Raw genomic sequence first — 10,981 nt, 5'->3', positions numbered from 1 at the left:
CGGGCCGATGATGTCGAGAAACTCCACCACCGAACCCGGCCACCCGTGCAGCAGGACCAGCGGCCGGGCGTGCGGTTCGGGCGATTCGACGTGCAGGAAGTGCACCGTCTGGCCATCGATCTGGGTGCGGAACTGCGGGTAAGAATTCAGCTCGGCCTCCTGCCCGCGCCAATCGAACTCACCGGCCCAGTAATCGGCCAGTTGCCTCAGATAGTCGACGGGCACTCCGCGCTGCCACGGTGTGCCCGGCAACTGCTGGGGCCAGCGGGTGGCAGCCAGGCGGGCCTTGAGGTCGGTCAGGTCGGCCTCGGGAATCGCGATGCGGAACGGCTCTGGGGTCAGCGACGACGAAGTCACACCGAGATCATCCGACACGGGTGGCCCGGGATGACGTGCCTGAGAATCTTGATACATATGTGACCAGTGGCGTTAGAGTGAAACCAGGGGTTTTTGTCGTACTCTGTGGCACGTGTCAATGTCCCGGCGGGACCTGCTGAGGTACGCGGCCGCGGCCCCGGCCGCCGTCGGTTTGGCCTCGTTGGTTCCGCCGCCGCAGGCCCCCGCCGCTCCGCTGGGGATACTGCTCGACTACGCGGCGGGCGTGATCAAAGCAGCCGATATTCGGGCTGCCGGCGCGGCTGGAGCTATCCGCTATGTATCGGACCGCCGCCCCGGCGGCGCCTGGATGCTGGGCAAGCCGATCCAGCTCGCCGAGGCCCGCGACCTCTATCACAACGGCCTGAAGATCGTCTCCTGCTACCAGTACGGCAAGCAGGACACGGCGGACTGGCTGGGTGGGCAGAACGCGGGTGTCCAGCACGCCAAGCGAGGCTGGCAATTGCATGTCGCCGCGGGCGGCTCCTACGGCGCTCCGATCTATGCGTCGATCGACGACAACCCGACGCATGCGCAGTACAAGCAGCAAGTGGCGCCCTACCTGCGGGGCTGGGAGGCGGTGCTCGGGCATCAACGGGTGGGCGTCTACGCCAACTCCAAGACGATCGACTGGGCGCTTCAGGACGGCCTGGGCTCCTATTTCTGGCAGCACAACTGGGGCTCGCCCAAGGGCTTCACGCATCCGGCGGCTCACCTGCATCAGGTCGAGATCGACAAGCGCAGCGTCGGCGGTATCGGCGTGGACATCAACCACGTCCTCAAGCCGCGATTCGGTCAGTGGGACTAAAACTTACCGAGTAGTAAGCACTGTCAGCAAACTTTTGGTGTTGGCTGGCGTCGCCGAGGAGACAAATTCCGTCGAGTTGTCGCGTCTAAGCAGGCCGACCTGGCACCGGAGACGAGGCGAAATTTTTACATAACGATTTGATAACAATACTGCTTTGATCTGCACTGTTGTGCCTACCCAACCGTAACCACCAACATGCAGGACGTTTGTCCCGGATATCTTCCGCCGGTTTCGAAGCCGGTGTTACCGAACATGCGGTTACCCGAGCGTAGAACTCGCCAGTAACCATTTAGGGGCGGAAGGTCGTGCTGGTTCTTATGACACTCTTAGTACGGCTGGAGTGTCCGCTGGACGTGTCCAAGGCCAGTCGAGATTCGACGCCGAATCACCGCAGACCTCGCAGGGGAGCGCAGGTCATACCCGCCGACATACGACAGCCCACATACGACGAGCGATACCTGCGAGAGCAGCACCGAGGGAGATAACAAGACGTGACGATCAATGAAAAGCATGACTGGGGCACCCCAGCGAAGCGAGGGGAGGTGTCCACCGGCCGGGCCGACGAATCCGGGTCGTCTCAGTCCACACACGCCCTGGTCGATCGTCTGACCGCCGGCGAGCCCTACGCCGTCGCCTTCGGTGGGCAGGGCAGCGCCTGGTTGGAGACGCTGGAGGAGCTGGTTGCCTCCGCCGGTATCGAGGCCGAGCTGTCGACGTTGATCGGGGAAGCCGAGCTGCTGCTCGAGCCGGTGGCCCGCGAGCTGGTGGTGGTGCGCCCGATCGGGTTCGAACCGATGCAGTGGGTCCGCGCGCTGGCCGCCGAGGAGGCGGTGCCAGGTGCCAAGCAACTGACATCGGCCGCCGTGTCGGTACCCGGCGTGCTGCTCACCCAGATCGCCGCGGTGCGTGCGCTGAGCCGCCAAGGGATGGATCTGACGGCCACGCCCCCGGTGGCGGTGGCCGGACACTCGCAGGGGGTGCTGGGGGTGGAGGCGCTCGCGGCCGCCGGTGCCAAGGACGTGGAGCTGTTGGCGCTGGCGCAGCTGATCGGCACGGCCGGCACGCTGGTGGCCCGTCGCCGAGGCATCTCCGTCCTCGGTGACCGCCCGCCGATGGTCTCGGTCACCAACGCCGACCCGGAACGCATCGCCGAGCTGTTGGACGAGTTCGCCCAGGACGTCCGCACCGTCCTACCGCCGGTGCTGTCCATCCGCAACGGCCGGCGCTCGGTCGTCATCACCGGAACCCCCGAGCAGCTGTCCCGCTTCGAGCTCTACTGCCAACAGATCGCCGAGAAGGAAGAGGCCGAGCGCAAGAACAAGGTTCGCGGCGGGGCGGTGTTCAGCCCGCTGTTCGATCCCGTGCAGGTCGAGGTCGGCTTCCACACCCCGCGGCTGGCGGACGCCATCGACATGGTGGGCAACTGGGCCCAGACGGTCGGGCTCGACGTCAAGCTCGCGCGCGAGATGGCCGAGGCCATCCTGCTGCGCCAGGTGGACTGGGTCGACGAGATCGCCGAGCTGCATGAAGCCGGTGCCCGTTGGATTCTCGACCTCGGCCCCGGGGACATCCTTACCCGGCTGACGGCGCCGGTCATCCGGGGTCTCGGCGTGGGCATCGTCCCGGCCGCCACCCGCGGCGGTCAGCGCAACCTGTTCACCGTCGGCGCGGTGCCCGAGGTGGCCCGCCCGTGGTCCAGCTACGCCCCGGGCCTGGTCAGCCTCCCCGACGGCACGGTGAAGCTGTCGACCAAGTTCACCAGGCTGACCGGACGCTCGCCGATCCTGCTCGCCGGCATGACCCCGACGACCGTCGACGCCAAGATCGTCGCCGCCGCGGCCAACGCCGGTCACTGGGCCGAGCTGGCCGGCGGGGGACAGGTCACCGAGGAGATCTTCGAGGACCGCATCGCCGAGCTCACGCAATTGCTGGAGCCTGGCCGTGCCGTCCAGTTCAATGCGTTGTTCCTCGACCCGTACCTGTGGAAGCTCCAGGTCGGCGGCAAGCGGCTGGTGCAGAAGGCACGTCAGTCCGGCGCGCCGATCGATGGTGTCGTGGTCAGCGCCGGCATTCCCGACTTGGAAGAGGCCGTCGACCTGATCGACGAGCTGAACGGCATCGGCATCAGCCACGTGGTGTTCAAGCCCGGCACCATCGAACAGATCCGCTCCGTCATCCGGATCGCCGCGGAGTTGCCGACCAAGCCGGTCATCATGCACATCGAGGGCGGCCGCGCCGGCGGCCACCACTCCTGGGAGGACCTCAACGACCTGCTGCTGGCCACCTACTCCGAGCTGCGGTCGCGGTCGAACATCACGGTCTGCGTCGGCAGCGGTATCGGCACGCCGGAGCGGGCCGCCGAGTACCTGTCCGGTCGCTGGGCGCAGTCCTACGGATTCCCGCTGATGCCGGTGGACGGCGTCCTCGTCGGCACCGCGGCGATGGCGACCAAGGAGTCGACCACGTCGCCGTCGGTCAAGCGGATGCTGGTCGAGACCGGCGGCACCGACCAGTGGATCAGCGCCGGAAAAGCCCAGGGCGGCATGGCGTCTAGCCGCAGCCAGCTCGGTGCGGACATCCACGAGATCGACAATTGCGCGTCGCGGTGCGGACGGCTGCTGGACGAGGTGGCCGGCGACGCCGAGGCGGTGGCCGCGCGGCGCGACGAGATCATCGCGGCGATGGCCAACACCTGCAAGCCGTACTTCGGTGACGTCGCCGAGATGACCTACCTGCAGTGGCTGCAGCGTTACGTCGAGCTGACCATCGGCGACGGCACCAGCACCGCCGACACCGCATCGCCCGGCAGCCCGTGGCTGGCCGACACCTGGCGCGACCGGTTCGCCGAAATGCTCAGGCGCGCCGAGGCCCGGCTGCACCCGAAGGACTTCGGTCCGATCGAGACGCTCTTCAATGACTCCCCCAAAGGCACTGCGCTGCTGGAGAAGCCGGAACAGGCGATCGCCGCACTGTTGAACCGCTACCCCGACGCCAAGACCATCAAGCTGCACCCGGTCGACGTGCCGTTCTTCGTTCAGCTGTGCAAGACGCTTGGCAAGCCGGTGAACTTCGTGCCGGTCATCGACAAGGATGTGCGGCGGTGGTGGCGCAGTGACTCGCTGTGGCAGGCGCACGACGCCCGCTATGAGGCCGACCAGGTGTGCATCATTCCGGGCACCGCGTCCGTCGCCGGCATCACCAAGCTCGACGAGCCGGTCGGTGAGCTGCTGGACCGCTTCGAGCAGGCCTCGATCGACGAGGCGCTGGCATCGGGCGTCGAGCCCGTTTCGTTGGTGTCCCGCCGCCAGGCGCGAGCCGACGTCACCGGTCCGCTGGCCGTGGTTCTCGACGCGCCCGACGTGCTCTGGGCGGGCCGCACCGCCATCAACCCGGTGCACCGCATCGGCGAGCCCGGTGAATGGCAGGTCAATGAAAACCGCAGTGCGACACACCCGTCCACCGGTGCCCGGCTGGAGCTGGGGTCCGGTCAAGCCGTCACCCTGAGCGTCCCGCTGTCCGACATCTGGATCGAGATCCGGTTCACGTTGGGTTCCTGCACGGTCGACGGCGGCATGCCCGTCGTCACCGTCGAGGATGCTTCGAACGCGATGCGCTCGGTGCTGGCCGTCGCCGCCGGAGTCGACGGCCCGGACGGCCTACCGCCGGTACACGACAACACCGTCAAGCTCACCGTCGGCTGGGATCCGGAAAAGGTGGCCGACCACACCGGTGTCACCGCTACCTTCGGCGCCCCGCTGGCGCCCGGCCTCACCCTGGTGCCCGATGCACTGGTGGGCCGCTGCTGGCCCGCGGTGTTCGCTGCCATTGGGTCGGCGGTCACCGACGACGGCTTCCCGGTAATCGAGGGTCTGCTGAGCCTGGTGCATCTGGATCACGCCGCACACCTGCTGGCGCCGCTGCCGAGGACCCCCGCCGAGTTGGCCGTCACCGCAATGGCTTCGGCGGCCACTGACACCGAATACGGCCGCGTGGTGCCGGTTTTCGTGACTATCGCCGACAGCGACGGCACCGTGCTTGCCACGCTCGAGGAGCGGTTCGCGATCCGCGGCCGCACCGGTGCGGTCGAACTCAGCGATCCGCCGCGCGCCGGCGGCGCGATGACCGACAACGCGACCGACACGCCACGGCGCCGGCGTCGCGACATCACCGTCACCGCGCCGACCGATATGAGCGCGTTCGCGGTGGTCTCCGGCGACCACAACCCGATCCACACCGATCGCGCGGCCGCGCTGCTGGCCGGGCTGAAATCGCCCATCGTGCACGGCATGTGGCTTTCGGCCGCCGCGCAGCAGGTAGTCACCGCCACCGACGGAACGGCCGTTCCGCCGGCCCGGCTGGTCGGCTGGACCGCTCGCTTCCTGGGCATGGTGCTACCGGGCGACGAGGTCGACTTCCGCGTCGATCGCGTCGGAATCGACCGTGGCGCGGAGATCATCGAGGTTGCCGCGCGCGTCGGGTCCGATCTGGTGATGTCGGCGACGGCACAGCTCGCCGCGCCGAAGACGGTGTATGCGTTCCCCGGCCAGGGCATCCAGCACAAGGGCATGGGCATGGAGGTGCGCGCCCGGTCCAAGGCCGCCCGCAAGGTGTGGGACTCCGCCGACAAGTTCACCCGCGAGACGCTTGGCTTCTCGGTGCTGCACGTGGTGCGTGACAACCCGACCAGCCTGATCGCCAGCGGCGTGCACTACCAGCATCCCGAGGGCGTGCTGTATCTGACGCAGTTCACCCAGGTCGCCATGGCCACGGTGGCGGCGGCTCAGGTCGCCGAGATGCGGGAGTCCGGCGCGTTCGTCGAGGGCGCCATCGCCTGCGGCCATTCCGTCGGCGAGTACACCGCGCTGGCCTGCGTCAGCGGCGTGTATGAACTCGAGGCGCTGCTCGAGGTGGTGTTCCACCGCGGTTCCAAGATGCATGACATCGTGCCGCGCGACGAGCTGGGCCGGTCCAACTACCGGCTCGCCGCGATCCGTCCGTCGCAGATCGACCTCGAGGACGCCGACGTCGTCGACTTTGTCGCCGAGATCTCCGAGCGCACAGGCGAGTTCCTGCAAATCGTGAACTTCAACCTGCGCGGCTCGCAGTATGCCATCGCGGGCACGGTTCGCGGCCTGGAGGTGCTGGAGGAAGAGGTCGAGAAGCGCCGCGAACTCGCCGGCGGCAAGCGCTCGTTCATTCTGGTGCCCGGTATCGACGTGCCGTTCCACTCCTCGGTGCTGCGGGTCGGCGTGTCCGACTTTCGGCGCTCGCTGGAGCGTGTCATGCCGCGCGACAAGGATCCCGATCTGATCATCGGGCGCTACATCCCCAACCTGGTGCCGAAGCCGTTCAGCCTGGACCGCGAATTCATCCAGGAGATCCGGGATCTGGTGCCCGCCGAGCCGCTCGACGAGATCCTCGCCGACTACGACACCTGGCGGAACGAGAAGCCGCGCGAGCTGTGCCGCAAGGTCGTCATCGAATTGCTGGCCTGGCAGTTCGCCAGCCCGGTGCGCTGGATCGAGACGCAGGACCTGCTCTTCATCGAGGAGGCCGCCGGTGGTCTCGGTATCGAGCGGTTCGTCGAGATCGGCGTGAAGTCCGCGCCGACCGTCGCCGGGCTGGCCGCCAACACCCTCAAGCTGCCCGAGTATTCGCACAACACAACCGAAGTGCTGAACTCCGAGCGCGACGCGCCGGTGCTGTTCGCCACCGACACCGATCCCGAGCCCGATCACGAGGACATCGACTACGACGTCGAGGTGGCCGCCGCGCCCGCCCCGGCGGCCGAAACCGCGACCGTGGAGGCGGCACCGGCGCCCGCCACCGCCCCGGCGGGCACGCCGCAACCCGACGACATCCCGTTCGACGCCTCCGATGCGACGCTGGCGCTGATCGCGCTGGGGGCGAAGATGCGGATGGATCAGATCGAGGCGCTGGATTCCATCGAGTCCATCACCGACGGTGCGTCGTCGCGGCGCAACCAGCTGCTGGTCGACCTCGGCTCGGAGCTCGACCTGGGCGCCATCGACGGCGCGGCCGAGGCCGATCTGTCCGGGCTGAAGTCGCAGGTGACCAAGCTCGCGCGGACGTACAAGCCTTACGGCCCAGTGCTTTCCGACGCGGTCAACGACCAGCTGCGCACGGTGCTCGGACCGTCCGGCAAGCGGCCGGCGGCCATCGCCGAGCGGGTCAGGAAGACCTGGGAGCTTGGTGACGGCTGGGCCAAGCACGTCACCGTCGAGGTGGCGCTGGGCACCCGCGAGGGCACCAGCGTCCGCGGCGGCAGCCTTGGCGGGCTGCACGACGGTGCGCTGGCCGACGCCGCGACCGTGGACAAGGTCATCGACGCCGCTGTGGCGGCGGTGGCCGGCCGGCGCGGTATCACGGTGGCGCTGCCGTCCGCGGCCGGTGCGACGGGCGGTGGCGTGGTGGACTCCGCCGCGCTCACCGAGTTCGCCGAGCAGGTCACCGGACGCGACGGTGTGCTGGCTTCGGCCGCCCGGCTCGTGCTCAACCAGCTGGGTCTGGACAACGCTGTGTCCACGCCGGAGACGGCCACCGACGCCGAGCTGATCGATCTGGTCACCGCCGAACTCGGTTCGGACTGGCCGCGTTTGGTGGCGCCGGTGTTCGACGGTCGCAAGGCGGTGCTGTTCGACGACCGGTGGGCCAGTGCCCGCGAGGACCTGGTCAAGCTCTGGCTGATGGACGAGGGCGAGATCGACGCCGACTGGCAGCGGCTCTCGCAGCGGTTCGAGGGTGCGGGCCACGTCGTCGGCACCCAGGCCAGCTGGTGGCAGGGCAGGGCCCTGGCAGCGGGGCGGAACATCCACGCGTCGTTGTTCGGCCGCGCCGCCGCCGGTGCGGAGAACCCGGGCAAGGGTCGCTACAGCGACGAGGTCGCGGTGGTCACCGGCGCATCCAAGGGTTCGATCGCGGCTTCGGTGGTCGCCCAGCTGCTGGACGGCGGCGCGACGGTCATCGCTACCACGTCCAAGCTCGATGACGGACGACTGGAGTTCTACCGCAACCTGTATCGCGACAGCGCCCGCTATAGCGCGGCGCTGTGGGTGCTGCCGGCCAACATGGCTTCCTACTCCGACATCGACGCTTTGGTGCAGTGGGTGGGCAGCGAGCAGACCGAAAGCCTTGGGCCACAGTCAATTCACCTCAAGGACGCCCAAACGCCGACGCTGCTGTTCCCGTTTGCGGCACCACGGGTGGCCGGTGACCTGTCCGAGGCCGGGTCGCGCTCCGAGATGGAGATGAAGGTGCTGCTGTGGGCCGTGCAGCGGTTGATCGGCGGCCTGTCGCACATCGGCGCCGAGCGTGACATCGCGTCGCGGCTGCACGTGGTGCTGCCCGGCTCACCGAACCGCGGCATGTTCGGCGGCGACGGTGCCTACGGCGAATCCAAGTCAGCGCTGGACGCGGTCGTCGCGCGATGGAAGGCCGAATCCTCGTGGGCGCAGCGCGTCAGCCTGGCCCACGCCCTGATCGGCTGGACCCGCGGCACCGGGCTGATGGGTGCCAACGACGCGATCGTCAGCGCGGTCGAGGAGGCGGGCGTCACCACCTACTCGACCGAGCAGATGGCGGCCATGCTGCTCGAGCTGTGCAACATCGAGTCGAAGGTGGCCGCCGCGCAGGAGCCGATCAAGGCCGACCTGACCGGCGGACTGGGCGACATCGATATCGACATGTCCGAGCTGGCCGCCAAGGCCCGCGAAGAGCTGGCCGCCGAAGCCGCCGAAAACAGCGCCGAGGCGCAGGACGGCACGATCGCCGCGCTGCCTTCGCCGCCGCGTGGCCTCACCGCTGCGCCGCCACCGGCGTGGGACGACCTCGACGTCGACCCCGCCGACCTGGTGGTGATCGTCGGCGGTGCCGAGCTCGGCCCGTACGGCTCGTCGCGGACCCGCTTCGAGATGGAGGTCGACGACGAGCTGTCGGCCGCCGGAGTGCTGGAGCTGGCCTGGACCACCGGATTGATCAAGTGGGAGGACGACCCCAAGCCCGGCTGGTACGACAACGAAACGGGTGAGCTCGTCGACGAGTCCGAGCTGGTCGAGCGCTACCACGACGCGGTGGTCGAGCGCACCGGCATTCGGGAGTTCGTCGACGACGGCGCGATCGATCCCGATCACGCGTCGCCGCTGCTGGTGTCGGTGTTCCTGGACAAGGACTTCAGCTTCGTGGTGTCGTCCGAGGCGGACGCCCGCGCGTTCGTCGACTTCGATCCGGAGCACACCGTCGCCACACCGGTGCCGGACAGCAGCGACTGGCAGGTCACCCGCAAGGCCGGCACCGAGATCCGGGTGCCGCGCAAGACCAAGCTGTCGCGGACCGTCGGCGGGCAGATTCCCACCGGGTTCGACCCCACCGTGTACGGCATCAGCCAGGACATGGCGACCTCGCTGGACCGGGTGGCGGTGTGGAACATCGTTGCGACCGTCGACGCGTTCCTGACCGCCGGCTTCACCCCGGCCGAACTCATGCGCTGGGTGCACCCCACCATGGTGGCCAGCACGCAGGGCACCGGCATGGGCGGCATGACGTCGATGCAGACCATGTACCACGGCAACCTGCTGGGGCGGAACAAGCCGAACGACATCTTGCAGGAAGTTCTTCCCAATGTCGTTGCGGCGCATGTCATCCAGTCCTATGTCGGCAGCTACGGCTCGATGATCCATCCGGTCGGCGCATGCGCCACGGCGGCGGTGTCGGTCGAGGAAGGCGTCGACAAGATCCGGCTGGGCAAGGCCGAACTCGTGGTCGCCGGTGGCTTCGACGACCTGACGCTGGAGGCGATCATCGGATTCGGTGACATGGCGGCCACCGCCGACACCGAGATGATGCGCGCCAAGGGCATCAGCGACTCGAAGTTCTCCCGCGCCAACGATCGTCGCCGGCTGGGCTTCGTCGAATCGCAGGGCGGCGGCACGATTCTGCTGGCCCGCGGTGACCTTGCGGTGAAGATGGGCCTGCCCGTGCTGGCCGTGGTCGCCTACGCACAGTCGTTCGCCGACGGCGTGCACACGTCGATCCCCGCTCCCGGGCTCGGTGCGCTGGGGGCCGGCACCGGCGGCAAGGATTCGCTGCTGGCCCGGTCGCTGGCCAGGCTCGGGGTCGGCGCCGATGACGTCGCGGTGGTGTCCAAGCACGACACCTCGACGCTGGCCAACGATCCGAACGAGACCGAGCTGCACGAGCGGCTCGCCGGCTCGCTGGGCCGCTCCGACGGCGCGCCGCTGTTCGTGGTGTCGCAGAAGAGCCTGACCGGTCACGCCAAGGGCGGCGCGGCGGTGTTCCAGATGATGGGCATGTGCCAGATGCTGCGCGACGGGGTCATCCCGCCCAACCGCAGCCTGGACTGCGTCGACGACGAGCTGGCCGGCTCCGAGCACTTCGTGTGGGTGCGCGAGCCGCTGCGGCTGGGCGAGAAGTTCCCGCTCAAGGCGGGCCTGGTCACCAGCCTGGGCTTCGGTCACGTGTCGGGCGTCATCGCGCTGGTGCATCCGCAGGCCTTCCTGGCCGCGCTGGATGCCGACCAGCGGCAGGCCTATCGGGAGCAGGCGGAGATGCGGGTGTTCTCGGGCCAGCGTCGTTTGGCGTCGGCGATCGCCGGCGGTGCGTCGCTCTACGAGCGGCCGGCGGCCAATCGTCGGCTGGACGACGATGCACCCGAGAACCGCGCAGAGGCCGAGATGCTGCTCGACCCCGCATCGCGATTGGGCGAAGACGGCGTATACGTGCGATGAGCGCTTGCGCGAAGAGCAAATAGGTGGAGCTAGC

The 10,981-nt window shown here is 68.4% G+C and carries 3 protein-coding genes; 2 read left to right on the top strand and 1 reads right to left on the bottom strand.

All coding sequences use genetic code 11. The features are described from left to right. Positions 1-357: alpha/beta fold hydrolase (locus ACRDU5_RS20570; RefSeq protein WP_526616742.1), on the bottom strand; the 357-nt coding region annotated here is incomplete at its 3' end. A gap of 112 nt (positions 358-469) precedes the next feature. On the opposite strand from ACRDU5_RS20570, the gene ACRDU5_RS20565 reads away from it, so the two are divergent. Continuing rightward, complete coding sequence (locus tag ACRDU5_RS20565) at positions 470-1,183, top strand: glycoside hydrolase domain-containing protein (protein WP_526616740.1); 714 nt, start codon at positions 470-472, stop codon at positions 1,181-1,183. A gap of 542 nt (positions 1,184-1,725) precedes the next feature. Further along, positions 1,726-10,947, top strand: a complete 9,222-nt coding sequence (locus ACRDU5_RS20560) for a fatty acid synthase subunit beta domain-containing protein (RefSeq protein WP_526616746.1) — start codon at positions 1,726-1,728, stop codon at positions 10,945-10,947. Positions 10,948-10,981 lie beyond the last annotated feature (34 nt).

Source organism: Mycobacterium sp. (assembly GCF_050701515.1).
Classification (GTDB): Bacteria; Actinomycetota; Actinomycetes; order Mycobacteriales; family Mycobacteriaceae; genus Mycobacterium.
Note: the sequence above shows the minus strand (reverse complement) of the source record. Positions and strands in the feature narration are given on the sequence as shown.